This is a genomic window from Microcoleus sp. Aus8_D2 (assembly GCF_036702665.1).
Taxonomy (GTDB): Bacteria; Cyanobacteriota; Cyanobacteriia; order Cyanobacteriales; family Microcoleaceae; genus Microcoleus.
On record NZ_JAUBUN010000048.1, the window covers coordinates 7,147 to 33,376 of the forward strand.

Annotated in this window: 19 protein-coding genes; 9 read left to right on the plus strand and 10 right to left on the minus strand. The window is 46.7% G+C overall.

Going from position 1 to position 26,230, the window contains the following annotated elements; translation table 11 throughout:
- Positions 1-157 precede the first annotated feature (157 nt).
- Both ctpC and ispG read right to left on the minus strand, forming a co-directional pair.
- Positions 158-1,513: a carboxyl-terminal processing protease CtpC gene (gene ctpC / locus QUB64_RS27360; RefSeq protein WP_333276835.1), complete on the minus strand. Its 1,356-nt coding sequence runs from the start codon at positions 1,511-1,513 to the stop codon at positions 158-160.
- Positions 1,514-1,850: 337 nt separating this feature from the next.
- Entirely contained in the window at positions 1,851-3,071 is a 1,221-nt protein-coding gene (ispG, locus tag QUB64_RS27365) for a (E)-4-hydroxy-3-methylbut-2-enyl-diphosphate synthase (RefSeq protein WP_333276832.1), read from the minus strand.
- A gap of 229 nt (positions 3,072-3,300) precedes the next feature.
- Between ispG and QUB64_RS27370 the strand changes: the two genes are divergently transcribed.
- Complete coding sequence (locus QUB64_RS27370) at positions 3,301-4,650, plus strand: serine/threonine-protein kinase (RefSeq protein WP_333276830.1); 1,350 nt, start codon at positions 3,301-3,303, stop codon at positions 4,648-4,650.
- A gap of 321 nt (positions 4,651-4,971) precedes the next feature.
- Here QUB64_RS27370 and QUB64_RS27375 read toward each other — a convergent pair whose 3' ends face one another.
- Positions 4,972-5,376, minus strand: coding sequence for a type II toxin-antitoxin system VapC family toxin (locus tag QUB64_RS27375; protein ID WP_333276827.1), 405 nt, complete (start codon positions 5,374-5,376; stop codon positions 4,972-4,974).
- On the minus strand, positions 5,361-5,591 hold the full coding sequence (locus tag QUB64_RS27380; protein ID WP_333276825.1) for a prevent-host-death protein: 231 nt from the start codon (positions 5,589-5,591) through the stop codon (positions 5,361-5,363). Before QUB64_RS27380 ends, QUB64_RS27375 begins: the two co-directional genes overlap by 16 nt.
- Positions 5,592-6,360: 769 nt before the next feature.
- Between QUB64_RS27380 and QUB64_RS27390 the strand changes: the two genes are divergently transcribed.
- The gene (locus tag QUB64_RS27390) at positions 6,361-6,858 is read left to right on the plus strand and encodes a DUF2243 domain-containing protein (RefSeq protein WP_333276822.1); all 498 of its coding nucleotides are present in this window, start codon (positions 6,361-6,363) and stop codon (positions 6,856-6,858) included.
- 162 nt (positions 6,859-7,020) lie between these two features.
- On the opposite strand, the gene QUB64_RS27395 is transcribed toward QUB64_RS27390, so the two are convergent.
- Both QUB64_RS27395 and QUB64_RS27400 read right to left on the minus strand, forming a co-directional pair.
- Positions 7,021-7,386 carry a hypothetical protein gene (locus QUB64_RS27395; protein WP_333276819.1) on the minus strand — a complete coding sequence of 122 codons (366 nt, stop codon included), beginning with the start codon at positions 7,384-7,386 and terminating at the stop codon, positions 7,021-7,023.
- Between the two features lie 202 nt (positions 7,387-7,588).
- Positions 7,589-14,812 carry a translocation/assembly module TamB domain-containing protein gene (locus tag QUB64_RS27400; protein ID WP_333276817.1) on the minus strand — a complete coding sequence of 2,408 codons (7,224 nt, stop codon included), beginning with the start codon at positions 14,810-14,812 and terminating at the stop codon, positions 7,589-7,591.
- A 440-nt stretch (positions 14,813-15,252) separates the two neighbouring features.
- Between QUB64_RS27400 and QUB64_RS27405 the strand changes: the two genes are divergently transcribed.
- On the plus strand, positions 15,253-15,639 hold the full coding sequence (locus tag QUB64_RS27405) for a DUF3110 domain-containing protein (RefSeq protein WP_333276814.1): 387 nt from the start codon (positions 15,253-15,255) through the stop codon (positions 15,637-15,639).
- A gap of 130 nt (positions 15,640-15,769) precedes the next feature.
- On the opposite strand, the gene QUB64_RS27410 is transcribed toward QUB64_RS27405, so the two are convergent.
- Positions 15,770-15,904, minus strand: coding sequence for a hypothetical protein (locus QUB64_RS27410; RefSeq protein WP_333276811.1), 135 nt, complete (start codon positions 15,902-15,904; stop codon positions 15,770-15,772).
- Between the two features lie 16 nt (positions 15,905-15,920).
- On the opposite strand from QUB64_RS27410, the gene murQ reads away from it, so the two are divergent.
- On the plus strand, positions 15,921-16,838 hold the full coding sequence (gene murQ, locus QUB64_RS27415) for an N-acetylmuramic acid 6-phosphate etherase (RefSeq protein WP_333276808.1): 918 nt from the start codon (positions 15,921-15,923) through the stop codon (positions 16,836-16,838).
- 449 nt (positions 16,839-17,287) lie between these two features.
- Positions 17,288-18,778, plus strand: coding sequence for a GAF domain-containing sensor histidine kinase (locus QUB64_RS27420; protein ID WP_333276805.1), 1,491 nt, complete (start codon positions 17,288-17,290; stop codon positions 18,776-18,778).
- 216 nt (positions 18,779-18,994) lie between these two features.
- On the opposite strand, the gene QUB64_RS27425 is transcribed toward QUB64_RS27420, so the two are convergent.
- From QUB64_RS27425 to QUB64_RS27435, 3 genes are all read right to left on the minus strand, one after another.
- Entirely contained in the window at positions 18,995-20,320 is a 1,326-nt protein-coding gene (locus QUB64_RS27425) for a CAP domain-containing protein (protein WP_333276804.1), read from the minus strand.
- Positions 20,321-21,145: 825 nt separating this feature from the next.
- A complete protein-coding gene (gene nblB, locus QUB64_RS27430; RefSeq protein ID WP_333276802.1) occupies positions 21,146-21,820 on the minus strand; it encodes a phycobilisome degradation protein NblB in 675 nt (224 codons plus the stop codon).
- 365 nt (positions 21,821-22,185) lie between these two features.
- Positions 22,186-22,647, minus strand: coding sequence for a CBS domain-containing protein (locus tag QUB64_RS27435; protein WP_333276799.1), 462 nt, complete (start codon positions 22,645-22,647; stop codon positions 22,186-22,188).
- Between the two features lie 51 nt (positions 22,648-22,698).
- On the opposite strand from QUB64_RS27435, the gene QUB64_RS27440 reads away from it, so the two are divergent.
- The 4 genes from QUB64_RS27440 (at position 22,699) to QUB64_RS27455 (ending at position 26,001) form a co-directional block, all read left to right on the plus strand.
- Positions 22,699-22,872 (plus strand): hypothetical protein, encoded by a 174-nt coding sequence (locus QUB64_RS27440; RefSeq protein WP_333276797.1) that lies wholly within the window; start codon positions 22,699-22,701, stop codon positions 22,870-22,872.
- 21 nt (positions 22,873-22,893) lie between these two features.
- Positions 22,894-23,220 carry a (2Fe-2S) ferredoxin domain-containing protein gene (locus QUB64_RS27445; RefSeq protein WP_333276794.1) on the plus strand — a complete coding sequence of 109 codons (327 nt, stop codon included), beginning with the start codon at positions 22,894-22,896 and terminating at the stop codon, positions 23,218-23,220.
- A 230-nt stretch (positions 23,221-23,450) separates the two neighbouring features.
- Entirely contained in the window at positions 23,451-24,887 is a 1,437-nt protein-coding gene (gene dacB, locus QUB64_RS27450; RefSeq protein ID WP_333276851.1) for a D-alanyl-D-alanine carboxypeptidase/D-alanyl-D-alanine endopeptidase, read from the plus strand.
- 217 nt (positions 24,888-25,104) lie between these two features.
- Positions 25,105-26,001: an alpha/beta fold hydrolase gene (locus tag QUB64_RS27455; RefSeq protein WP_333276792.1), complete on the plus strand. Its 897-nt coding sequence runs from the start codon at positions 25,105-25,107 to the stop codon at positions 25,999-26,001.
- Positions 26,002-26,230: the final 229 nt, after the last annotated feature.

The following is a 26,230-nucleotide window of genomic DNA, read 5'->3' on the forward strand; positions in this document are numbered from 1 at the left end:
ATCGTTCGGACTTCAGTCCGTCTTCAGGTTCGATCGTTCGGACTTCAGTCCGTCTTCAGGTTCGATCGTTCGGACTTCAGTCCGTCTTCAGGTTCGATCGTTCGGACTTTAGTCCTTCAAGACTTGAAAAAAACTAAAGTCCAAACTATCAAACTTACTACTTAGATTTAGCAGGTGCCGCACTCGGTTTAGCCTGCGCCGCAGCGGGCTTAGAAGGCGTCGCCTGCGGTTTCGCCTGGGCCTTACTATCTCCTGTTTTACCAGTAATTTTATTAGTCAAAATTTCCAAAGCTTTCGCGTACTGCGGATCTGCTGCCGTAGCAATTTTATCGCGATCGCGCCGCAACTCCTGTTTTTGAGCATCAGTGAGTTCAACCAGAAAATCCGGTTTAATTCCCATGTGATTGATATCAGTACCGTTGGGAGTAAAATACTTGGCAATTGTCACCGCCAAACCGGCGCCATTTCCGACGCCGCGTACCGACTGAACCAAACCCTTACCAAACGTCTTTGTTCCCACCAAAACCGCGCGCTTGTTGTCTTGCAAAGCGCCGGATAGAATCTCGCTAGCACTTGCTGAACCGCCGTCTACGAGGACAACTAAAGGTTTGTCGGTAATCTCTCCCTTGTTTGCGGTTTGTCGATCGGCTTCACCGACGCGATCGACCGTAGAGACGATCGTACCTTCTTTGAGCCACATCCGAGCAATTTCAATACTGCCGTAGAGCAAGCCGCCCGGATTGGAACGCAAGTCTAGAATATAGCCCGTCACCTTTTTCTGTTCCAAATCCTTAATTGCCGATCGCATTTCCGATGCAGCGTTCGCGCTAAACTGATTTAAGCGAATATAGCCAATTTCGCCGATCGGGCTTTTCTGCACCGACTGCCGCACGGGATGAATTTCAATTTTAGCGCGTTTCAGCTTAAAATCTATTTCCTTATTGCCCCGCAAAATAGTCAGCGTCACCTCAGTATTAGCCTGGCCGCGAATCAAACTTACCGCTTGATTCGTATCCATACCTTCGGTAGTTTTGCCGTCAATCTTACTAATGATATCTTTTGCTAGAATACCAGCAGTAAAAGCAGGAGTATCCTCAATTGGAGAAATCACCACCAACTTCTTAGTTTTCTCATCTTGAGTCAACTGAATCCCAACTCCTGTGAGTTCACCAGAAGTTTCAACCTGCATATTTTTGAACTCTTCCGGGTTCATAAACCGCGTGTAAGGATCGTCCAGCTTCTTCAGCATTTCGCGAATTGCTTTATAAGCTTCCTCATCGCTAGTATAAGTCCGGTTCAAATAATCATTCCGCACCGCTTTCCAGTCAACCTGGTTAAAAGTGCCATCAACATAACTTTTGTCAATAATTTGCCAAACTTCATCAACCAATTCTTTAGGACTTCCCCTAAAAGAAGCCAGAGATTTAGAACTGCAACCAGTGTTGGCAAGAGTTGCAGCAGTGAGTAACACCGCCGCTGCACTTAGAACGAGCCCTCGTTTTGTTATAACCATTTGTCTGACGCGCGGGAGGAAAATAGTTCAGAATAATCACGCCCAATCTAACACAGGCAAGGCTTGGTCGGATTTTGGATACATATTTATTCAACTTTGCCGGGTTCTGCGGTGTCAACTTCAGACTGAAACCCTCTATCTCTCTCGTTTGTATCAAAGTCTCGATCCCCCTCGCATCCCCCGGATAGTCGGGGGACTTTGAGCGTTATTGTCCCCCCTTAACAAGGACTTTGAGCGCTCTTGTCCCCCCCTTACTAAGGGGGGTTAGGGGGGATCTCCGGGTTTAACAACAGGCATTAGGAGCGATCCTCTCCGAGGGCTGCGCTAACGAGAGCAATTAAGGTTCAAACCAGCGATCGTCCGACTTAATCAAACTAATCAATTCTTCCACACCTTGAGACTCAGGAACCTTCTTAATCTCATCCCGGCCGCGGTACAGAGAAATAAAACCCGGTTGCTTCCCAACATAGCCGTAATCAGCATCAGCCATTTCCCCAGGCCCGTTGACAATACAGCCCATCACTGCAATATCCAAACCCGTGAGATGCTTCGTCGCCTCTCTCACTTGATGTAACACTTCCTCCAAATTAAACAAAGTGCGGCCGCAGGAAGGACAAGCCACATACTCAACCATCGTTTTCCGCAATCCCAAAGCTTGCAGAATGCTGTAGCAGACAGGAATCTCCTTTTCCGGCGCCTCAGTCAGCGAGACGCGGATAGTATCGCCGATACCGTCAGCCAACAGCGGGGCGATACCAGCCGTGGATTTGATGCGCCCGTATTCGCCGTCGCCAGCTTCCGTAACGCCCAAATGCAGCGGGTAATCCATCCCCAATTCGTCCATCCGGTGCGCCATCAAGCGGTAAGCAGCCACCATCACCGGCGCGCGGGAAGCTTTCAGGGAAATCACGATATTGCGGAAGTCTAGGGACTCACAAATTCTGATAAATTCCAGCGCTGATTCCACCATACCTTCGGGGGTATCGCCGTAGGTAAACAGCATCCGTTCCGCGAGGGAACCGTGATTAACGCCGATTCGCAAAGCTTTACCTTGATCGCGCAGGGAAATCACCAGAGGTTCCAGGGTTTCGCGGATTTTTTCGCCAATTTCCGCGAATTCCGCGTCAGTGTATTCGCTTCTGTCGGCTTTCGGCTTCTCGAACACGTAAAGTCCGGGATTGATTCTCACTTTGTCTACGTGTTTGGCGACTTCCAGCGCAATTTTCATCCCGTTGTGGTGGACATCCGCAACGAGGGGCACGGGTTGGTAGGTTTCGTGCAATTTTTGCTTAATTTCGGCTAAAGCTTTGGCATGGGCCATGCTGGGCACGGTAACGCGGACGATTTCGCAGCCAATCTCGTGCAAGCGCCGAATTCCTGCCACCGATCCGTCGATGTCGAGGGTGTCTTCGTTAATCATCGATTGTACGACGATCGGGTTGCCTCCGCCGATCGTAATGCTGCCGACTTTGACGGGACGGGTTTTGCGGCGTTTGATGGTGGTGTCGAAAATTGGTTGGCTAGATGCGGTTTTAGTTGGATTGGGCAGAGTTTGCATAGTTGATTGGTAGAGTTTTGTTACGAAGGTCTATAAAATTGTGTCTGCTGTTTTTTAGGTTGCCATAGAAAGGGTCTGTTTGGGCAAACAGGTTTCTTGAACTAAAAGCCAACCATCACCGGGAAGGCGAACTGAAGTTGGGCCCGTGGAACTAAACCCAACCTACAAAATACAGTTAAAATACAGGCTAGGCCGAGAGCAACATTGATATGGGTTGGCGGTGAGGGGAATGGTTTGGACACCGGGACAGAAGTTAAATGGCGATCGATATATCATTGAAGGCAAGTTAGGTGAGGGTGGCTTTGGGGTCACGTACCTAGCGCAGAAGGCGCAAAACGGGCAGCGGATTGTCATCAAAACGCTGAAAGATGAATTATTGAGCGATCCAAATTTTTCCTGGTATCGGGACAGATTCCGGGATGAGGCGGTAAAGCTATCTGTGTGCAGGCATCCCAATATCGTGCAAATAGACAACTATTTCGATTATGGTAATTTGCCTTGTATTGCAATGGAATATGTGGCAGGAGAAGATTTGTGGAAATGGGTGGAAAAGCGCGGTATCCTGTCGGAAACCGAAGCTTTAAACTACATCCGCAAAGTGGCAGAAGCCGTAATAGTTGTTCACGAAAAAGGTTTGCTGCATCGGGATATCAAGCCACAAAACATTATGGTACGCGACAATCAAAATGCAGTTTTGATTGACTTTGGTTTGGCACGGGGTTTTATTCCAGATCGCACTCAGCAAATGACTTTAGGGCTAACACACGGTTTTGCACCTCCCGAACAGTACGGCGAAATTGGCAGATTTGCTGAGTATACAGATGTTTATGCTCTGGCGGCAACACTATACTATTTGCTAACCAAAATACCACCAACTGCTGCATTCTTGAGGGCTTTAAATCATCCTTTAAAGCCACCGTTTCAGATTAATCCTAATATTAGTGATGCGGTGCATCGGGCAATTATGAAAGGGATGGAAATGGATGCGACAAAGCGCCCTCAGTCGGTTCAACAATGGTTGGCAATGCTTCCGCAACCCTCCTTTGGTAATGCAGGAAGGGCTGTTCAGTCAAAGATTCCTAGGCCGCAGCCACCGGCACAACCTGTACAATTGATTTCAGAAAAAGGAGTCGATTATCGTAAACTCGATCGGCTGTTGGCTAGCCGAAAGTGGAAAGAAGCCGATCTGGAAACGGCAAGTAAGATGCAGGAGGTGGCGAGGAGAACAAGCGAAGACAGGCGACTGAGAGTTGAAGATATCGATCTATTTCCCTGTGAAGATTTACGCATCATTGACCAACTTTGGGTACAACACAGTAAGGGACACTTCGGCTTTTCGGTGCAGAAGCGCATCTATCAGGGTCTGGGGGGAACGAGGGAATATGACGCTCCAATATTGGATGCTTTTTGCGATTGCGTGGGGTGGTGCGTGAATAAAAAATGGTTGTGTTATAGTGCTCTAAAATTCAACAAAAAACAACCAGAAGGATACCTACCGAGGGTGGTGGTGGTAGAGATTTGGGCTGGTGGTTTGGGGCTATTGGATGCGGGGTCTCTTCTCTCACGTCAAGACTTGTAAAGTTTAACATCTAAGCGTTTCAGAGTTTCGTGAAGATTTATAACAAGGGCTTGCTGAATAAAAGCAGAAGGCAGACTAGATAAGGGTTTCAATCTTTTTTGGCTCCTCCAAGTGCAAGTTATAGGACAAGCGAAGTTCAAAACCCTTGCACTTTCACAGGGAAGTCTCTGGGTAAATTTGGGAATTTAGCAATAAACCTACTATTTTTCAATCTGTGTAGCCTCGTTTTTCCACTCTGTACACTTTTTCAGCAAGCCCTAACAAAGGCTTGAACCACGAAACCGCGCCACTTCTACGTTTCCGATACCTGGCATATTCGATTTACCAAATTACTAAAGAATAGAAACTAGCTATTTTTCGATCTGCTGTAATAATAGCAGCTTGATTCCTTTTAGCAACTCCTACAACCACTCTATCGGCTGGATCTCGGTGTTCCCATTCTAACTTGACACTTTCTAGCCAAATGTCCTCATCAATTGGGACGATCCGAATAACATTAGACTTTTTCAAAGTAGCGATATAGTCATCAATACTTACTCCTAAATCTAACTTATGATTTTTGTTTTTGATAGCTATTTCCCAGATTGCAGTTGATGGAACCAAACCATTTTTTTCTTGTTCCATCTGGTGACAAGCTGCTTTTGCCGGTTGAGAAAGTTTGTCTGGATCTAAACTCCACCAGATGAGAGCGCAGGTATCAAGGACAAGTGTTATACTTCCTGCCATTCTTCAGTTGTTGGCGCAGTTAAATCTTCAAAATATTTTACTTTCCCCCGCATATCCTTAAATAATTCTTCAGTTGAAAGAGTCTTTTCATACTGGGAAATTCTCACAACGGGCTTAGTTCCATCCATCACTACAATTTCTTCGCCTTCTAGCTCGACAAGTTGCAATAATTCTAGTAATTGAGCGGTTAATTGACTTTTGTCTATGGTTTTCATGGGACGAAGATTGGTGTTGTGTTAAAATTAAATTATACCTCAATACAGAAGTAGGGTGCGTCAGCTAGGGAGATTGTCGCTACAAACTGATAATCTTACAACTGACGCACGCCCGGAATAAATGGTGCGTCAGAATGAGATTTTCGGCGATGATTGAGAATTATCTTTCCTGACGCACCCTACCCTTAGTAATTTGTCGGAATATGAAGTTTAACTTAGAAACCAACTTTGTAGTCTGCATTAACAATCAAGATTATCAAGCATCCTTGGAAATGCGAAAAGTCTATTTATCCGAGTTATTGATGAATCCGGCGAAGATTATTTGTATCCAGTCGCGTATTTCGTGCCGATAGAATTGCCGAAAGCCGTAGCAGCAGTATTTGCATAGACAATGGTTCTGTAGGGGCGGGTTCACCAACATTTCTGTCTATCAATAACAATCTCAATAAACCCGCCCCGGCCCAATTAATTACTCATATGAATGGGGAAATTCATTGGTTATCGGGTGGGGTGGGGGCGGGTTTACAATATTTTTGGTTTTGTCCGATAAATCTGGGTGAACCCGCCCCTACAGGCTTAATAAATTATCCGAATTAATTTAGGAAAATTATCTCAAGTTCTCAACCGATTTAATTGTAGCTCCGATCGCCCTCACAAATCTCTCTCGCGGATGATGCGATCGCCACTCAGTCCCAGCAAAACTAAAAAATGTACTGGCAAATCCCTTCACCGACTGAGGTTCAGCAGTTCAAGCATCTGAGGTTTCCCATTGAGCGATCGCACAAACCCACCAACCACCGCAGCTAACAACCGCCGACCTCTAATTATCGCAGGCATTCTCCTCGGTATCGGTCAATCCGGGTTTTTTGACGGCATTGTGCTGCACCAACTCCTTCAGTGGCACCATATGTTTAGCAGCGTCAAAACCGATGCTACTGTGGCCGGTTTAGAATTGAATACCCTCGGAGATGGATTATTTCACGCTGCGGATTGGTTGGTAACAGTGGCGGGAATCTTCTGTTTGTGGCGGGCGGTGAAGCAGCAAGATGTTCCTTTGTCAACTCCAACTTTTTGCGGTTCAATATTAATTGGTGCTGGATTGTTTGACTTTGTAGAAGGGATTGTTGACCATCAAATTTTGGGAATCCACCACGTCAAACCAGGTATTAACGAGTTAGCTTGGGATTTGGGATTTTTGGCGATCGGTCTTATTTTAGCACTCTTAGGTTGGCTGCTGGTACAGAGAGAAGTTCCCGCAGATAATTAAGCTTTGTAGCTGCCTTTTTTGCTGACAGGCGCAACCGCAAATCGGTAACGCAGAATTAGACGTTATGCAATATAGATTGTACGCGATATCTGTAGGGACACGGCACGGAGCCGTGTCCGGCGACTGTTTCTGCGAAACCCAACCTATTATATAGATGCGTTATCAGCCTGTGGCTTGAGTAGTTGTTACAGGTGACATAACTAGCTTTCCAGTTATATCCATTGTTGCCAGTTTCAACACTTCATTAAAAGCTAAACCCCGAATTTTTAGCTCCCACCGAATGCCTTTTGCTTTCATTCGCTTGGCTTTTCGCATATCGACATCGGCAGCTTTTTGATGCAGCAGTAAATGTTTCATTGCTGCTGTTGCTTCTACTTTTGTGGGATATGCAATGTAGGTGATAAATCCGCCGTCCCAGTGGTTGGCGTTACGGATGCTGCTGATAGTCGCTACTCTCGGACTAAATCGGTTCCAGTATAAGTCGCTGTAGCCGATCGCCTGTGTCTTCACTTGGAGTTTGTTTGCCATTTGACTTAACTCCTCTAACTTTGTGTGGGGTTTGCAGGACTAATTTGCTGCTGTTACTATTATAGCAAATTATTTGGGAAATTGGTAATTGGTCTGAGTATGCAAAGGCCAAGAAACCCGGTTTCTTACAAGATTTGGGTTGGGTGGCAAAATATTTGGGAAGAAACCGGGTTTCTGGGGATATGACAATTATTCGTAATGACTAAAACCTCAATTCGTATTCGGCGGTGACGCGATTGTCTCCTTGGAAATTGGTTGAACCTCTGAGCAATATTTTGTCGTTTAAACGATACCGCACGTTAAATTCTGTTGGCTGATTTGCTGACAAAACTCGGATGATTGATGCTGAAAGATTGCGCGTGATATCGGCCCCGACTTCTAAGCCTATACCGAGGGAACCTGCACCGGCTGCGGCCCCTGAACTAGAAGTAGCTGTTTGTCCTTCGTTACCTCTAATTCGTGTGGGAAATAAGCGGAATTCGCTCAATCCGGTGGCGTTGGTAATCACGGATTGCAGGTTGCTGAATAATCCTGCACCGGCTAAATTGGCGATCGCCAGTGTACTGTCTCCCTGTCCTAATGTTTGCACGAAACTGCCACCTAATAGCGCTACAATCTCTGTTTGCGATCGCCCTGGAGAGCTCCTCAACTCCAGATTCTCCGCCAACCCAGAGGCTTTACCCTTGACTAGCGCTTGAATTCGGACACTCCGCACACTACCGAAACTTGTCGGTTCGTCGGCTATTTCAGAGGCGACAGATGTTCCTGGAGTGCGGAACCGCGATACTTCCTGTACCGAAGTTGCTAATCTCACATCCAATGTCGGATCGAGTCCTTGTGTTGGTACAAAGGTAGCTGTTTGTGGATATCCCTTATCCAGCTTAAACTGCGTTGTAAACAAATTCACCGAGCCCGAAGTCAACCGAATCCTACCCGCAGGACGAATATCGTCTAAAGTTCCATTCACCGTCAAAGCCCCTGTCGCCTTAAAATCTAATATCGGCGCACTCGTTACCCGCACACCCCGGCCCAACTTCAGCCCCAAATCGTTTAATCCAACTTCAAAGGAAGGGGAAGGGGAAGAGGAAGATGTGGAATCGGAAGATGTGGAATCGGAAGGGGAAGCAGGGGAATCGGAAGCAGAAGAAGCTAACCGAGTTGTAACGCCGCCAGCGCTGGGGAGAAATACTTCGCCGTCGTACAGTTCAATTTTACCGCTCAACTGCGGCCGCAAAGCTGTTCCCGTTGCCTGGACTTGACCGACTGCGCCGCCGCGGTACAATCCTCTGAGATTGAGTGCTAACTTATCCAGATTCACAGCCAAAGGATTCGCCCCATCAGCATCGCCCGGAGCAAAGGGCACAGACAGCGGAATCACGCCCTGGGCCATAACTTCTCCCTTACTCAACTGTCCGCGAATACCCTCTACCCGAATACGATCGCCCTCAAAGCGCACCGTCCCAGTCAGCCCTGTCAGCGGTTCTGGGAAAGCTCTCGCCCGGACGGTTGCATTTTCCAAATTCGCAATTCCTTGCGCTACAGGCTGTTGCAGCGTCCCTCCCACGCGAATTTGCACCTGTCCCGTGCCACTGACCCAAGCAACTTTTGGAGTCAATACATTAATAATTGCCAAACCTTCATTCTTCAAATTCGCCCTCAAATCAATTTGATTGCTGTCAGGTTTTACAGCAGCAAACGGCAACTCAAAAGGCAAACTTCCCTGCACTTCAATCGGTTCGGTTTGAGTTACCAAAGCACTGCCGCCAAAATTCAGGCGGGCGTTGCTGTAACTAAAACTGCCGTCGGCTTTTTTAATCGGTTCTCCGTTTAGCGTACCGTCCAGCAAACTTAATTCGCCGGTGGCTTGTGGGTTTTCTAAACTTCCGGCTAAGTTCGCCCGCAAATTTAAGTTGCCGGTCACGTCCACAAAGGGCAATTCCACCAGTTTTGCTAACTCTTCCACGGGTACATTTTCTACCCGCAACTGCCCGGATTGAGCTTTTTGCCCGAGTTGTCCCGAAAATCCGATCGCACTTTTGCCCGATCGAATTTCCAGAGGTAAAATAGTTAAAATCCCATCCTGAAAACTGCCTTCAACGTTGAACTGTTCGGCGACATACTTTCCCCACTGCCAATTATCGCCTTTGACGTTAAATTGAGCTTGCACGCCCGTTCGGAGAGAACCTGCGACTGCAATTTCCCCGCCAAAAGTTCCCTGCAATTGAGATAGCGCAGGCAATTTTTCCGCTGATTTTACAGCTTGCTGCTGCTGCAAAATTACTTCGATTTCTGCCAAGCGGCGCAACTGTTCGATTAGCGGCGCTTCCGGTTCTCCGACTGCGACAGTTTGCACGTCACCGCTGTTACCGTAAACCGGAGGTTTCAAGCCTCTCGCCAAATCTCCTAAATTGAAATACTGCAAAGCGGCTAAAACTTGCTGCAAATTCCCCTGTTGGATGTTAACTTTCCCGGCAAATTCGGGGTTTGTGCCTGCTTTGACGTTGCCGGAAATTAAGTATTGACCGGTACCTTGGCGGAAGATGCCGTTTGTGAGACTGGCGCTGCCGTTAGCATAGCTGAATTCGGCTTGGAAACTGTCACCTTTAATGTAGCCGATCGCCGGTTGGGCGATCGCAATTTGTCCAGTTGCTTGCAAAGTCGCTGGATTTAACGGCATCTTCCAACCGGGCACGTTGACTTGTCCCGAAACAGTACCGGTTATCGGCCCCAAACCTGCCTCTTGTCCCGGTGAGAGATTCAACGCAGCCAGGGGGAAATCGCTTAAATTGACTCGCAAAGTTTCGCCCTCAGCTTGACCGCGGGCTACCGATTCCCCGCGTTTTACTAAGAATGATGTCGGCAAAAACGACTGATTTAAAGCGACTTCGATTTTGTCTTGGGCGCCGGCCAAACGCAAATCTACACTTTGATCGGAACTCGCAGTCACTTTTCCCGCCAGTACCGAGTCAAAAGCGACTTCATTTACTGCTAAATTCCGCACTTCCACGTCGCCAACTAAACTGGGGGCGGCAAGGGTGCCGGTGAGGCGGCCAGTAAAATCGACATTGCCACGGATAGGCTGATTTTTCTCTGAAGCATTTTTGAGACCCATGGGTCTCAAAAATGCCAACTGTTCTGCTGGTAAGGCTTCCAGGTTAAAGTTGGAGAGTTTTACATCCAAATCTAGATTGGAAATTGACGGTAATCCTTTACCCGCTAACTCAACGCCGACAAATCCGCTGGCTGTCAAACCAGGAGTTGCAGCTTGTTCTACTTCTATCCGTTTGCCATCCCAGTTAAATATTGCATCAAAAGGTTGTTGCAAAAACGGCAATTCCGAGATGCGGAAACTGCCGCCAGCGCGAACAGTTTGTAGGGGCGGTTCCCCCGTGCCCGCCGCAATCGGGCCGGATAAATTGACATTCCCGTTAAATAGTCCTCGCAGTAAGGGGAGATTTTGGGCTTGGGAGACTAAACCGCTGGCTTGCAAGCTTTGGCGCTGGGCTTCAAAGGCTTTCTGGAAGCGACTTAGGGCAATTTGGTCGCCTTCTATTGACGCGCGCCAATTCCCGGATTGCGCGCTACCTGTGGCGTTGACAATTCCGCCGCCGTTGGCGAGTCGAATTTGTCCGTCGCCGTTGGCGGTGATGCCGTTGGCGGTTAAATTATCTGTATTTCCCACAATTCGGAGTTTCCCGTCGAGGGTTCCGGCAATTTCTGGCGGTAAATTGGTTGTCAGCAAACCTGTTTGTTTGAGGGTTTGTTCTAAGTTGCTGACTGTAACTCCGTTGGTTTCCAGCAATGCTTCCAAGTTGCCGTTTTCCAATTTTGCCGTAGTATCGATCGCCCCGAGTCGATCGACCAAAATCCGTCCTTCCCCGCTAGCACGAATTCCTTTAGCTGTCAAATTATCCAAACTTCCCGCTGCTTGGTATTGGCCGTTAACTCTGCCGTCAAATCCTTTAGGCAAAGTCGCCGTGAGAGTAAACAGTTGGAGATTGCGAACTGTTTGTTCTAGGCGGCTGAGAATAACTCGATCGAGATCCGCGACAGCTTGCCATTGTCGAGCATCTAATTTTCCCTTAAAATCAACTGTACCGTCGGCAATATTCAGTTTGCCGCTGCTGTTGACAGCTAGATCGGCTGATTTGTCAAGACTTCCCGCCGCTTGAATTTGATTCGATATCTCTCCATCAAGCGATTTTAGATTTTGGATTTTGGATTTGAGATTGGTATATTGTTCTTGTTTTTCGGGATTGAATGCGGAAGCCGCATCTAACAGTGGCAATCCTAAATTTACCAGACTGCTGATGGAAGTGCGATCGGTTTCTGCGGTTGCTTGCCAGTTTCCCGCTGCCAATTCTCCTTTAAAATTGACATTGCTGCCGCCCAGATTGAGTTGGCCGCTACCGTTGGCATTGATGCTGCTAGCGGTCAAATTGTCAAGACTTCCCGATGCTGTAACTTGACTCGATATTTGTCCGTCAATCGATTTGAGATTTGGGATTTTAGATCTTAGATTGCTATCTTGTTGATTTTCGGGATTGAAAGCTGAAGCTACATCTAACAGTGGCAATCCTAAATCTACTAGGCGGCTGACGGAAGTGCGATCGGTTTCTGCGGTTGCTTGCCAATTTCCCGCTGCCAATTCTGCTTTAAAATTGACATTGCTGCCGCCCAGATTGAGTTGGCCGCTACCGTTGGCATTGATGCTGCTAGCGGTCAAATTGTCAAGACTTCCCGATGCTGTAACTTGACTCGATATTTGTCCGTCAATCGATTTGAGATTTGGGATTTTAGATCTTAGATTGCTATCTGGTTGATTTTCGGGATTGAAAGCTGAAGCTACATCTAACAGTGGCAATCCTAAATCTACCAGGCGGCTGACGGAAGTGCGATCGGTTTCTGCGGTTGCTTGCCAATTTCCCGCTGCCAATTCTGCTTTAAAATTGACATTGCTGTCGGCAAGATTGAGTTGGCCGCTGCCGCTGGCATTGATGCTGCTAGCGGTCAAATTGTCAAGACTTCCCGATGCTGTAACTTGACTCGATATTTGTCCGTCAATCGATTTGAGATTTTGGATTTTGGATCGGAGAGTGGCAGATTGTTGATTTTCGGGATTGAAAGCTGAAGCCACATCTAACAGTGGCAATCCTAAATCTACTAAGCGGCTGACGGAAGTGCGATCGGTTTCTGCGGTTGCTTGCCAGTTTCCCGCTGTCAATTCTCCTTTGAGATTGACATTGCTGTCGGCAAAATTGAGTTTGCCGTTGGCGCTAAGATTGATTCCGCTAGCGGTCAAATTGTCAACATTTCCCCCAGCTTGAAATTCACCTGCTAGCTGTCCACCCAACGATTTGAGATTTTGGATTTTGGATTTGAGATTTTCGAGATTTGCGCTGGGTGATGTGTTAGAATTAGATGTGGCTAAGAACGGCAAGCCAATATCAATTAAGCGATTGAGAGCAACTTTTTCTGTCTTGCCAGAAGCTTGCCAGCGTCCTGATTCCAGTTTGCCATTCACATCAACTATACTATCAGCAAGATTCAGCGTTCCTTTGCCGCTAGCAGCGATCGCATTTAAACTAAAATCGTCCAGAGTTCCCCCAGCTTCGGCGGTTCCGGTGAACAAACCTGCTAATTCAGGAGGTAAATTAAGTCCCGGAATCAGTGGCTGCAAACTTTTCACGGCCACGCGATCGCCCTTGATTATAGCTTCCCACCGACGGTCTTGGATCGCCGCATCCACATTCACCGTAGCATCGCCAATTTTCACAACTGTATTTTGCAAATCAGCCGAATTGCGTCCGGCTCGAATTTCGCCAGATGCGGGGAAAGTGCCTTGCGGTGCTTGCCATTGAGCTCGGGCTTGGATGTTGTCTAACAAGCCGAAAATTTGAGCTTTGGCAGAAACACTACCAATTTTAACAGCAGCAGGAATCGGGACAGCGTAAATTTGGGCGATCGCATCTCCGGGTACATTTTCCGCTTGCAAGTCAAACACCAAACCAGATCGCGAATTGTCACTTCCCAACGTTAGATATACTTCACCTTTCCCGCCAATTTTACCGCCCGCCGCCGGCACTACCAACATATCGCTCAAAGTCAAAGCTAAAGAGGAAAACTGCCCATTTGACGGTGGAGAATTCGGGGTTGGGGTTTGAGCGATTCTTCCCCGTTCTACTTGAAAATTCGTGCTAATATTGTTTAATTGCAGGCGATCGACCGTAGCGGGTTTTGTCGAGGCGATCGCACCTGTCAACACTGGATTTGCAACGGTTCCAGTCAGCTTAGCATCCGCCTTCACTTCTCCGGCCACTGCGATCGGCAATACCACTTTCTGCCCTAACTCTGTCTCCACCGCACTGACAACACTTGCTACGGCTACCGGTTGCACGTTAGTTATCAGATTGAAGCTAGCTTGTTCGGTATTAAAATTAGCTCCAGTTGCAACGGTTCCTGCTATTTTAACTGGAATTAAACCGTAATTACCAGTCAAACTATCGACTATCAAATTAGTTCCCTGAAACCGCAATTGACCGCTACCATTTTGGATAATCTGTTTCAGCGGATTGATATTTGCTTGCACTCCTGCAAAACTTGCTGTTCCAGTAATCCCCGATAATTTATTGTCTCGCACTTGCACGGTTAAATTGCTATTTGCCAGACCTTTTTGTAGAGAAATGCCGGAAAGTTTCAGCAAGCGAGCCAGGTCGGACAAAGGCAAGTTTTGAGCTTGCAACAGCACGTTAGTTTGAGCCGCAGGCAACAGAGAATCAGCCTTGACTGCAAAATTGTCATTATTAGTAAACTGACCGTTGAGTTCGTAGAGAACGCGCTGATTTTGCTCGCGAAATAAAGCGCTACCATTTTTGAGAGTTACGGAAATCGGAGCCGAAGTTTTTTGTCCGACTGCGGGACTAGGCAGCAAAACTGCGCCGGCATTTTCAACACGAATTGCTTCAATTTCAGTTTTAAATAAACCCGCAGGTTTTGGCTCGGAGGTGGGAATATTAACCCAGCGGCTTTCAGCATCCTGTTCGATATAAGCGCTGGGTTTAACTAAGGTAATATCTAATTTGAGAGTGCGGTTAAACAGCAGTTGCGAGATGGAAAATCGCACTTCAACTGCTTCTGTGGAAGCGTAATCTGGATCGATCGCAGTTGCAGGTAAAGCCGATCGACCAAACCGCAAACTTGTCGGAGAAAATCGCTCCAAACGTCCGATTTGCACGGGCCGCTTCAGTGTCTGACTGACCTCAGATTGCACCAAAGGAGCTAACTTTTCCCGCACCCACTCCCCTGCGGCCACCGCCCCAACCAGGCCGAGAATCCCCACTCCTGTACCGCTAAGCAGCAGCAGACGCCACCAGCGGCGCCCTGGAAGGGGTGCGAGTTGTTTTTTGTCATCGTCCGAGTTAGTCATGCGTGTTTCTCAGAGCTTGTGAGAATTCAGGAATTGAGGAAATCAGCCGATTTGAGACAGGAGAAGGAAGTTCGGCTCCCGTCGCAGTGTACGGGATGTAACGGATGTTCGGCATCAGAAGCATCCATCAAAGCTCATAGTTGTGCTCGCGAGCGAGAACGTCCTAACCGTTTTCGTGGTTGCTATGTAACTTTTTTGATTCGCTAGATTGTGGCTTCTGCCTTTGGTAGACTGATAACTGAGGCCCGAAGTGCCGATCGGGCGATCGAACTTCCAGATTCACTCCCCCCACGCCGGGGCAGACTCCAGAAACCTTTACCAAACTTAATCTAAAATCGCCACACATCCTACAACCCACAGTCAATCTCAAATCTAAAATCTAAAATCGCCCGATCGCTTCTAAGATAAAAAAACGGTGGTTAAGAAGGTCTTTAAAACTTATGCGAGTGTTCGTCTTACTCTTCAATGCCCGCACCGAGAATGAGGGAATTCATACCATTCAACTCGGCGATCGCAATAAAGTTCTGATGTTTGAGTCAGAAGACGACGCCACCCGCTTTGGCGTGATGTTGGAAGCTCAGGATTTTCCCGAACCCGCTGTCGAGGCGATCGACGATGAGGAAATTAAGGAGTTCTGCGACAGTGTTGATTATGATTGGGAACTTGTGCCGGCGGGCGCGCTGGAGATTCCGCCAGAAAACAATGTAACACAGACTCAGTGGCAAGCCCAGGGGCAGTCGGAGCCGGAGCTTTCGCCGGAGCCGGATTCTGAGGTTTCCCAAAACGAACTGGATTCTATTCGCCGCCGACTCGAAGGACTTTTGTGAGAGTCATTTGGCAGTGGGCAGTTGGCAGTTGGCAGTTGTCAGAAGGCATTTGGCAGTTGTCCTTATTCAACTTGACATGAATTGCATTCATTCGCCTCAAGATTTGAAAACTATCTAAGTTGATCTACGTTTATCTGCGGTTTTCCTCTAAATCAATGACCAATGACCAGCCTTCGGCTTCGCGAGCGGCTAAAATGACCAATGACCAATGACCAATGCCCCATGACCAATGCCCCATGCCCAATGCCCCATCCCCAATAACCATTAATAACTGACAAAATATGAAGAATTTGGAAGAACGAGGGCATCTGCTGACGGAACAGGTGAATGCCAACAGCGAGAATTTAGACCAGCTCAGTTCGATCGAGTTAGTGGACTTGTTCAACCGCGAAGACGCCCAAACCTTAAGCGCGATCGCCCGAGCCCGCGAACAGTTAGCCCGGGCGATCGACATCAGTGCCGAATCTCTACGTCAAGGAGGTCGCCTGTTTTACGTCGGTGCGGGTACTTCCGGGCGTTTGGGGGTGCTCGATGCAGCCGAATGTCCCCCCACCTTCTGCACGCCGCCAGAACTCGTACAGGGCATAATAGCCGGGGGTGCGGGGGCTTTGGTGCGGAGTTCGGAGGATTTGGAAGATCGGGCTGAGGATGGGGCTGAGTCGATCGCCCACCGTCACATTAACAATCTAGATGTGGTTGTCGGGATTACGGCTGGGGGCACTACACCGTTTGTAGCCGGTGCTTTACAGGCTGCGCGCCAGCGGGGGGCGAAAACTGTATTTATCGCCTGCGTACCCGTCGAACAGGTGAATTTTGAGGCTGATGTGGATATTCGGTTGTTGGTTGGCCCGGAGGTTGTGGCGGGTTCGACGCGCTTGAAAGCTGGTACAGTGACAAAAATGGCTTTGAATATTCTTTCGACTGGCGTGATGGTGAAGCTGGGGAAGGTTTACGGCAATCGGATGGTTGATGTGGCGGTGACTAATAAGAAATTGCGCGATCGGGCGGTGCGGATGTTGCAGGATTTGACTGATTTGCACCGGGATGAAGCGGGTTTTTTGCTGGAAAAAAGTGGCAAATCTGTAAAGCTGGCTTTGATGATGCACTGGACAGGTTTGGAGAAGGAAGAGTGCGATCGCATTTTGGGCGAGTTTCAAGGCAATTTGCGATCGGCCGTAGCATCGATCGTTCCCAAGTAATCAAGTTGCACCAAACACAAATACAATAAAGGATATATAGCCTTTCAAGCGAAAGATGAGGTACTTGACGGCCAAACCGGGCATAGGCCAAACCGGGCATAGGGCATAACCTCACTTTTTTGAGAACCGCTATAATCCTCATACTCCTCTGAATTAGTTCCTTGATTCAGAAGGGGTATGAGTATTTGTGATAACTTAAGACGCAAGTTACATTTGTCAATCAGTAATATTACTGAAAAAACTACTTTTTGAAGAGTGAAAAAATCGCGATTTGGAGGTGAGTGGGCATAAATTCTGATGCTCCGCACGATCGCACGATCCCAAATCTCAGTTTTCCACACAAAATTCGAGTAAATTTTGAGCATAATTTGCTGATTGACAAATGCAACCCACGGCTTCACTTGTCATGAATGGATGATGAATGCAAATTTTTAAACATATCAAAGATCATGAACTTTCCCCAAAATATTGACGGTTTAGATGCAACATCCTTGGTCAGTGTACCAAAATATATCCAGAGAACCGAATTTATCGCCACCGCCTTAAAAAGTTTAGCGCTCAATACGGCTACTCTCACAGGAGAAGATTTTTTTGCATCTCTAGCAACTAACTTAGCTCTTACACTTAATGTTCCTCATGTTTTTATCTCAGAATTAATCGGCGATCGACTCCACACCCTCGCGATTTGGACGAATAATGAGTTGCAACAAAATATAACTTTTGACCCAAAACCAACGCCTTGTGGTATTCTTTTGCATTCAGATAAAACTATATATCACTGCCCTTGTCAGCTACAAAGCCTATTTCCCGACGATCGAAGTCTAGTAGAACTGAAGGCTGAGAGTTATCTGGGAGCAGCCTTGCAAGATGCCACAGGTAAATATATAGGCACTATTTGCCTGATCGACAATGAACCGATGATCGAGCCAGAACTCTATGAAGACATTCTCAAAATATTCGCTGCAAGAGCATCAATGGAAATAGAAAGAATGCGAACAACAGAAAAAATTCAACAGCTATATCTTGAAAATATTAAATCTTTTATAGATGAACAAGAAAAATCTCAGCAGTTAAATGAACTTGTACAACAACTGCAATCTACTCAACTGCAACTGGTACACACTGAAAAAATCTCCCAACTAGGACAACTGGTGGCTGGTATCGCCCATGAAGTAAATAATCCCATCAGCTTCATTTCTGGAAACCTATTTCATCTCAATCAATATTTCAGAGAAATAGTCAAGCATTTATCTCTTTATCAGCAATATTTTCCCAAGCCTAATACAGAAATCTTCAGTCATAGTGAAGAAATAGATCTGGAAATTTTGCTAAAAGATACGCCGAATATGATTGAGTCTATGAAACTGGGTATCGATCGCATTTCTGATATTATGAATTCCCTGCGTAATTATTCACGGATTGAGAATAAAGGTAAGGGCAAAATAGATATACATGAAGGGATAGACACAACATTGATTATTCTTTCCCATCGCCTCAAAGCGAACCATCTTCGTCCAGCCATCCAAGTTGTCAAAGAATATGGGGAATTGCCTTTGGTAGAATGTTATGTGGGACAAATTAATCAAGTGTTTATGAATCTTCTGGCAAATGCGATCGATGCCTTGGAAGAATCTAATCAAGGTAAATCCTATACCGAATTAGAAACAAATCCAAACACAATTACTATTTGTACTAGCCTCAACTCCAACCAAGTAACGGTTCGGATCGTCGATAATGGTGTGGGTATGACAGAAGAGGTTCGACAAAAATTGTTTTCTCCTTTCTTTACCACGAAACCAGAAGGTAAAGGTACTGGATTAGGGCTATCAATTAGTTGTCAGATTATGACTGAGCAACACAGCGGTAATTTGCAGTGTTTTTCTACTCCTGGAAAAGGTGCAGAGTTTGTGATGGAGATTCCACTGAATAAGCTGTATTGAATGTAGATTGTTTATTAGGGAGCATCTTTTCGGAGGCAATGCCGTTTCCGGCGCGGGGCTCGACAAATGAGAGATAATTTGTAAAGGAAGAAGGAATAATTATAGTCCTATACCCACTCCCGACAAAGAAACCGGGTTTTTTACGAAATTGAGGGTTTTGAGCCAGTATTTTGGTAAAAAAACCCGGTTTCTCGACACCCGTGCATAAGTGCCGAATTACCCATTTACAAAAACAGAAGATGTAAGCTGACTTTGACTCACACCCTGCACGATTCCCAGATAATTACTCCCCGACTTAATCGCCGTAGAAGCGACACTTGCGCCTCCATTCAACTGCAAACTTACAGCTTCAAAAGTCAAGTTAGCAAATCCGATACCGTCAGTCAAACCAATCTTATCCCCAGCCACAAAATCGGTAATCACATCCGCACTGACTAAGGTAGCTGAAGCAGACAAACCTCCTGCTAAAACAAACGTATCATTACCAGCACCGCCGGTGAGAATATCTTGCCCGCGATCGCCCGCCAGGAAATCGTCGCCGTTACCGCCAATCAAGATATCATTTTCCTTGCCGCCCCGGAGAGTATCGTTACCGTCTCCTCCGATCAGTCGATCGTTATCATTGTTGCCGCTGATAAAATCATTACCAACACCCCCATCAATTGAATCCGAATCTTTGCCACCGGATAAGATGTCATCGCCGCCTGCGCCATTAATTGTATCCGCACCTTGCATTCCATTAATCGTATCAGCGCCTGCTCCTCCAGTGAGATTGTCTTTGCCCGAAAGCGCAAAAATTTGCAATCCCACAGCACTGGCAGGTATTTGAGTATCAGCAGCATCCGATAGGAAATAATTGCCACCGCTGGCTGTATTCTTCGGTGCTGTAGTCGGGCTACCTTCCCCTGTAGCATTGGGTATTGGGGAAGTAATGGAGACTAATGTGCTGGGTGTAGGAGTTGGAGTTGGTGCGGGAGTTGGAGTTGGTGTGGGAGTTGGAGTTGGTGTGGGAGTTGGTGCGGGATTGACACTACCGTCAAGAGAAGTAGCAAAAACTTGCGTCCAATAGTGATTGTAATTGACGCTGCCAGTATCGTTGGCTAAGAAATAGTAACCAATGCCAATCTCTTTCAGATTCGGGTTAAGAATGTTCGCGCGGTGGCCGGGGCTGTTCATCCACGATGATACAACTTGTTCCGGTGTAGAAGAACCCGCAGCGATGTTTTCTGCTGCCGAGCTGAATTTATAGCCCGTTGCAGTAATCCGATTTCCCATTGACGAACCATCTTTTCCGGTGTGATCGAAAAAGTCTTGCACCGCCATGTTTTGGGTGTGATTTTGCGCCGCATTCAGCAATTGAGTATTTAAAGTTAGGGGGGACAAACTCAATTTGCTGCGTTCTATGTTGGTGAGTTCTAAAACTTTATAAATAAAGTCTTGATTGGTTGTGGCTTGTGCCGGTTGTGATAGTTGAGAGGCCGATCGCTCTCCTGTTAAAATGTCCACTGACTGAGAACCGGAATTTTGTAGTTGTTCGAGCATGGGGATGATAAAAATGTTTAAGACTGGGCTGAGCTGGTAGATGGCTTACCGTCTTAACGATAATTTCCCCGATCGCAGGCTGGGCACAATTCAATAATTGTGTGAATCCCTGCCGCTGTTGTATAGCGGTTCTCAAAAAAGTGAGGATAGCCCATAGCCCATAGCCCATAGCCCATAGCCCTATTCCCTATTCCCTATAGTACCTCATCTTTCTGAGAAAGGCTATATCTATTGTTATTATAGCTATTCTCAAAGTGCGGATGTCAATATCCGGGAGCGGGTTGGGAAAGGGCAGAGTGCGATCGCCTGTAGCATCAATACAACCGACATTTCGCACCCGCGAGCGCGTCACACAGAACAATTACCCACAATCATCATTTTTTAAAGTGATTAATTATATTTTGTAATGATTTCTATCCGTTAATTTACGGTATAAAGATATAATTTATAGTTTAATTTCTCGATCGAAATAAGTAAAAACCGATTGTGACAGTTCATAGCTGAATGTGGGATTGAATTTGAGATTGTTTTTGATTAGTAAGCTTCACATTTTCTGCGCAGTTGGTTGCCTGGGGCCAGAAACCCGGTTTCTGCAAGTTTTAGATTTAGTTACGAGAAATATACTCAGAAACCGGGTTTCACCAGTTCTGCGTGCGATCGCGCGCCAACTCAGGGGGCCAGAAACCCGGTTTCTACGAGTTTTACGAACGAGAACGAGAAATATACTCAGAAACCGGGTTTCACCAGATTAGCCATCGCGCACTAACTTTTTACTAGAAACCTCACCAAAAATTCTAAATTAATTCAAAATTCACCGCTTCAAACTCACAATTTCAAAATATTATCTTGTCCGACTTTAGCCTCCTGAGCAACTTGCTCAACGTCATCTTTGGCGAGAATTTCCAAAGCCGCTTCTGCTTCTGCACCGCCCAACCGCCCCAAAGCTTGGGCGACTCTATAACGAATTTGCCAATCTGCATTAGAAGCGTAGGGAAGCAGCAGCGGCAGCGCCCGTCGATCTCCCAATTCACCTAATGCGCTAATCGCAATAGTTTGGATCAACTCGTTTTCAGAATTCAGGGCATTTTCTAACATCGGAAATGCTTTTGGATCGCCCATTTCTCCCAAAGCCGCGACGATGCTGAGTTGCACCAACCATTCAGATGTACTGCTGTAAACTTGCTGCAAATCTTCTAAAGCAGCGGTTAATTTCAAGGCGCCCAAAGCATCGGCTGCTGCTGCTTGCACGTCTGGTTCGGGGTCGTTGTGCAAGCTGTGAAGCAGTACCTCTAAAGCGTTCGGCAGATTTTGGTCGCCGAGGGTTGACATTTGGCTGACGGCTGCGTACCTAACGCGGACGTTTTTGTCACCGATCGCAATTTGAATCAAATTGTAGGCGATCGCGGGTTCTAGTTGCCGCAGTTGGTTGACAGCCCGCAACCTTTCACCAAAATCCTCGGAATTCAACAATTGTTCAACAGACTCAGGGCTAATGCTCATGGAATTTTAAAATTGGGTAATTGACAGTAGACAAGTGACAGTAGACAAGTGACAGTAGACAAGTGACAGTTTTCAGTAGACAAGTGACCTGTGACAGTTGGTCGAAAGAATAAGGAACAGGGAAGAATGGAAAAATATTTCTGCGTGTATTCCTGACTTCCATGTCGTGAATCTAGAAACTTATTGCATAAATCTTGGATTGATAGGGAAACCGCAGATCAACGCAAATAAACCCAGATAATTTCTAAAAGAGCGAGCGCATGAAAGCAATTCACGTCTTAGGTAATTGGTGATTGCCAAAAGCTGAGAGATTGAAGGAGCGATCGACTCATTTTCTGATACAGTCCTTCAACTACAATAATTAATTAAGACTGGGCCGCCATCCATCGGATAATATCTCCCCTAGTGAGGATGCCGATTACTTTGCCAGCACTATCGACTACCGGCAATCGGTGGATGCTGCGATCGTGCATCAGTTTTGCTGCTTCTTGGACAGATTTGTTTGGTTCGATGGTAACAGGCTCTGTACTCATCGCTTCTCCTACTGTTTGTCCTAAAGCCTTGTGGAGTTCTCGCTCGTAACGCGAGGGATTTTCTAGGTAAATCACGCTGTCGAGTACCATGATGTAGGCGGGGGGAGTGACGCCGGTTTCCCGCCACATCAAGTCGGTTTCGGAGATGACTCCTACCAATAAGCCATTCTCATCTACGACGGGAAGACCGCTAATACGTCGATCGGCTAAAATTTTAATGGCTTCATTTAAGGGCATTTCGGGGCGCGCCAAAATGGGATCGCGGCTCATCACATCGGCTACTGTTTTGGGCATGATTGGCGGTTGATTTAGTTGTTGCTCTAAATCCGATCATATAGGGAAAGCGTGACACAGATAGCACAAAGGCAGCCGGGAGAGCGGATTCGTTACCAGCTAGAAGGATGGAAAAAGTTTGAATCCCAGAATTTGAAAGGTTTTTGCGATCGCACTCACGAATTCTCCCGTTTGTCAGTCAAGCGCGCGGGCGATCGACCTCACAACATTGTTAAAATATGTTAAACAGCCGATAAATTCTTAGCGATGCCAGAATCTCCAGCCCCAGAACCAGACACCCAACCAAAAGCGCGCTGTGTATTAGTTTGCCAGTATCAATCTTGCCTGAGAAATGGTTCAGCAGCAGTCCTCGCTGCCTTTGAAGCCCAACCAGTCCAAGGGGTAACAGTTGAAGCTTCTAGCTGTCAGGGACAGTGCAATACGGGCCCGACTGTGCGAGTCACCCCAGACGAAATTTGGTATTGTCGAGTTAAACAGAGAGATGTACCGTTAATTGTGGAACAGCACCTCAAAGGGGGAAAACCTGTAGAGGCGTTATTAAATCCGAGAATTCATATGCGCTATTACTATTAGTCTTGACTGGATTCGGTGAGACTGCCAAGCTCTGGTGCATCTATTTTGAATAAATATTATTAGGGAAATTCGGGTAGGGAAACGGCATTGCCGTGTCCGGCGGTAGACTGTGCAGCTTTTAATAATTGGTATCACATTGATGATTGTCACAAGATTTTTTCAATTGGTATTGTTACGGGAATTTTGCTTTGAAAATCAAAGGAATTGCGGTTAGTTTGTTAGTCCTAATTATGGGGCCCGCGTCGGCGGTAGTCGCTCAAACGCCACCAGTTGCTGGCGATATTTGTCCTGGGGATTTGGGGGCGAAGGTAGATGCGATCGCCAATCGTGCTGAATTTAGCCGATCGCGCTGGGGGATTTTGATTCAACCTCTCTCATCTACCGCGGCTCTCTACAGCCGTGACGCCACCAAATATTTTATTCCAGCATCCAACGTCAAGCTGCTCACCACAGCCGCTGCTTTGCAGAAACTCGGTGCGGATTTTCGGATTAAGACATCGGTTTACAGCGGTGCAAATGGGAGTTTGTACGTTGCCGGTAGGGGCGATCCGAGCATTGCACAGGCTCAGTTGCAGGATTTGGCGCGGCAGTTGAAACGGCGCGGAGTCGATCGCGTAAACGAGTTGATTGCCGATGACAGCTATTTTCAAGGCAGTGCAGTCAATCCGAATTGGGAATGGGAAGACGCCCAAGCGGGCTATGGCGCGCCGGTTAACAGTTTGATTTACAATCAAAATGCGATCGAGCTTGTTTTGTCCCCGCAGGCGATCGGGCAACCTCTGAAAGTCACTTTTGCCGAACCTAAGTTAGCCAATCAGTGGCAAATTCTGAACAATTCAGTGACTGTCGGTACTAATGAATCGGAGTTTGTTGAAGTTGGCAGGGAGTTCGATCGGCCCGCGATTCGAGTTAGCGGACAGTTAAAAGTTGGTGCAGAATCTGAATCAGCTTATGTCGCAGTTGTCAATCCCGCGAATAACTTTTTGCAGCATTTTCAGCAAGTTCTAGTGGCTGAAGGAATCCCTGTCAAACAAGTTGCAGTCACTTCTAATTCTCAGAATCTGACTCAGGAATTAGCGTTTGTCGAATCGCCACCGCTAGCGGAATTGGTGAAAGAAACTAATCGGGAAAGCAACAATCTTTATGCAGAAGTTTTATTGAGATTGTTGGGGAAAGTCACAGGCAAGATGCCTGTGCCACAAACAGTCACAGGCAAGATGCCCGTGCCACAAGAGGATACAGGTGAAATTGGTTTGAAAGAGTTAAAAACAGCTTTAACTCAATTAGGTGTAAATCCAAACAGCTATATATTGGCCGACGGTTCGGGACTTTCCCGCCACAATTTAATTAGTCCCGAAGCCTTGGTGCAAACTTTGAAATTGATGGCGAATTCACCTGCTGGATCTATCTACCGCGCATCACTGCCTGTGGCTGGCGAAAGCGGTACTTTGAAAAATCGCATAAATAATACATCAAATCGCGTAATTTTGCAAGCAAAAACTGGAACTTTGAGCGGAGTTTCCGCCCTGTCGGGATATATCGAAGTTCCGAATTACGAGCCTCTGGTGTTTAGCATTATCGTCAATCAATCCGAGCTGTCGGCTGCAAAAATGCGATCGGCAACGGACGAAATTGTGCTATTATTGAATCGCCTCCGTCGCTGTTAAAACAACAGATCTAATGTAAAAAAGTTGATCTAAGTAGTTACACCTAAAAAACACCAGACCGAAAAACCCTACAAGTTTTACGTTTAACTACATTACAGCAACGGGGATCGAAAAGCAGCTAGAATAAAAATAGAAGAATTAAAACCCTTGGGCTGTTTGGGCCTGCTACCAGTCGGCGGGTTCTTTACTGCCAGAAAATAAGTCTAACTTTGCAACTATGAAGTCTTTAGATTCCGAACAGCAACACATCTTTGTCGAAACCAACAACATCCGCCTGCACTGCGTTTCTCAAGGAGAAGGGGAACTCGTTATCCTCCTGCACGGGTTTCCGGAGTTTTGGTACTCTTGGCGCCATCAAATTCCTGCCTTAGCGCGTCATTTTAAGGTTGTGGTGCCGGATTTGCGGGGCTACAACGATTCGGACAAGCCGGAAAGCGGTTATGATTTGGATACGCTGAGTGCTGATATTCGCGGTTTGATCGATCGGCTCGGCTATACAAAAGCGCACATTGTCGGTCACGATTGCGGTGGTGCGATCGCCTGGAACTTAGCTCAAAAGTTCCCCGAAAAACTCAACCGCTTAGCAATTTTAAACGCTCCGCACCCGCAACGATTCGTGCAGGAAATGGCAAGCAATTTAGACCAACTCCGTCGCAGTTGGCATATTTTGGCATTTCAAGTTCCCGGCATCCCGGAATGGTTGATCCGGCAAAATTTGAAAGATTTTGTGCAAAATATTTTGCAGGGACAAGCTGTTCGGAAAGGAGCTTTTAGCGCTGAGGAAACTCAGATTTATCAGACAGCTTTAGAAAAGCCGGGAGTGTTAGCGGCGGCGATGAATTATTACCAGCAAATGTTTCACCCGCAGCGGCTTTGGCACTGGGGACAGAAGTTAGAACCTGTGACAGTGCCTACTTTGGTGCTTTGGGGAGAAGAAGATGCGTTTTTGAGCCACACACTTGTAGAAGGCTTAGATCGGTTAATTACGGCTCCGTTTAAGTTAAAATTAATCCCTAACTGCGGTCACTGGATTCAGCAGGAAGCGCCGCAAACGGTGAATCGAGAATTGCTGAATTTTTTGAGAAATTCCTCTCGTTCTGTGGCTGTGACATAAAACATTTTAAACGTTGCAAATAAAAACCCAGTTTCACAGGTAAACTGGGTTTTTATTTTTCTCCGAGTATGTGTGTAGGGTGCGTCAGTAGAGAGTTTCTGGATTACCCGAGAATTAAAGCAGGCTGACGCACCCGACTATTTATGAGTTTTTGTAGGGTGCGTCAGTAGAGAGTTTCTGGATTACCCGAGAATTAAAGCAGGCTGACGCACCCGACTATTTATGAGTT

Coding starts and splice junctions, on each gene's coding strand:
- QUB64_RS27370 (WP_333276830.1), top strand. CDS start 3,301: ATGGTTTGGACACCGGGACAGAAGTTAAATGGCGATCGATATATCATT.
- QUB64_RS27425 (WP_333276804.1), bottom strand. CDS start 20,320: ATGCTCGAACAACTACAAAATTCCGGTTCTCAGTCAGTGGACATTTTA.
- QUB64_RS27410 (WP_333276811.1), bottom strand. CDS start 15,904: ATGGTTATTGGGGATGGGGCATTGGGCATGGGGCATTGGTCATGGGGC.
- QUB64_RS27375 (WP_333276827.1), bottom strand. CDS start 5,376: ATGGCAGGAAGTATAACACTTGTCCTTGATACCTGCGCTCTCATCTGG.
- QUB64_RS27405 (WP_333276814.1), top strand. CDS start 15,253: ATGCGAGTGTTCGTCTTACTCTTCAATGCCCGCACCGAGAATGAGGGA.
- nblB (WP_333276802.1), bottom strand. CDS start 21,820: ATGAGCATTAGCCCTGAGTCTGTTGAACAATTGTTGAATTCCGAGGAT.
- QUB64_RS27395 (WP_333276819.1), bottom strand. CDS start 7,386: ATGGCAAACAAACTCCAAGTGAAGACACAGGCGATCGGCTACAGCGAC.
- QUB64_RS27420 (WP_333276805.1), top strand. CDS start 17,288: ATGAACTTTCCCCAAAATATTGACGGTTTAGATGCAACATCCTTGGTC.
- QUB64_RS27455 (WP_333276792.1), top strand. CDS start 25,105: ATGAAGTCTTTAGATTCCGAACAGCAACACATCTTTGTCGAAACCAAC.
- QUB64_RS27445 (WP_333276794.1), top strand. CDS start 22,894: ATGCCAGAATCTCCAGCCCCAGAACCAGACACCCAACCAAAAGCGCGC.
- QUB64_RS27435 (WP_333276799.1), bottom strand. CDS start 22,647: ATGCCCAAAACAGTAGCCGATGTGATGAGCCGCGATCCCATTTTGGCG.
- murQ (WP_333276808.1), top strand. CDS start 15,921: ATGAAGAATTTGGAAGAACGAGGGCATCTGCTGACGGAACAGGTGAAT.
- ctpC (WP_333276835.1), bottom strand. CDS start 1,513: ATGGTTATAACAAAACGAGGGCTCGTTCTAAGTGCAGCGGCGGTGTTA.
- QUB64_RS27380 (WP_333276825.1), bottom strand. CDS start 5,591: ATGAAAACCATAGACAAAAGTCAATTAACCGCTCAATTACTAGAATTA.
- dacB (WP_333276851.1), top strand. CDS start 23,451: ATGGGGCCCGCGTCGGCGGTAGTCGCTCAAACGCCACCAGTTGCTGGC.
- ispG (WP_333276832.1), bottom strand. CDS start 3,071: ATGCAAACTCTGCCCAATCCAACTAAAACCGCATCTAGCCAACCAATT.
- QUB64_RS27400 (WP_333276817.1), bottom strand. CDS start 14,812: ATGACTAACTCGGACGATGACAAAAAACAACTCGCACCCCTTCCAGGG.